This window comes from Borrelia persica No12 (assembly GCF_000500045.1).
In the GTDB taxonomy this organism is placed as follows: Bacteria; Spirochaetota; Spirochaetia; order Borreliales; family Borreliaceae; genus Borrelia; species Borrelia persica.
In genome coordinates this window covers 1-298 of sequence record NZ_AYOT01000116.1, presented here as the reverse complement: position 1 = coordinate 298, position 298 = coordinate 1, and the positions used below count along the sequence as shown (strand labels likewise).

Below are 298 nucleotides of genomic sequence, written 5' to 3'. Positions count from 1 at the left end.
CTAAGTTCATCTTTACTCAATAATTTACTATTATTTAAATAACGTATCTTTTTTGGAGAAAAAATACCACCAGCAAACATAGGTAATTCACAATTTTCATTTCCATTCTCTAACAAATCGAAAATTTGTATTAACTTACTATATCCCTCATACCCACTTACTACTTTATCATAAAAATAATACCTGAAAGATACATGAGTTCTATATTCAACATGATTTCTCAGTATATCATCAAACACAGCCTCAAAATATGCAATAAAAAATATCCTAAAAACAAATATAAGTGATTCTTCTAGAA

General features: G+C 26.2%; 1 protein-coding gene. It reads right to left on the bottom strand.

The annotated features are described in order from the left end of the window. On the bottom strand, nucleotides 1–298 hold a 298-nt coding region (locus tag U881_RS12610; RefSeq protein WP_038363438.1), incomplete at both ends, for a hypothetical protein.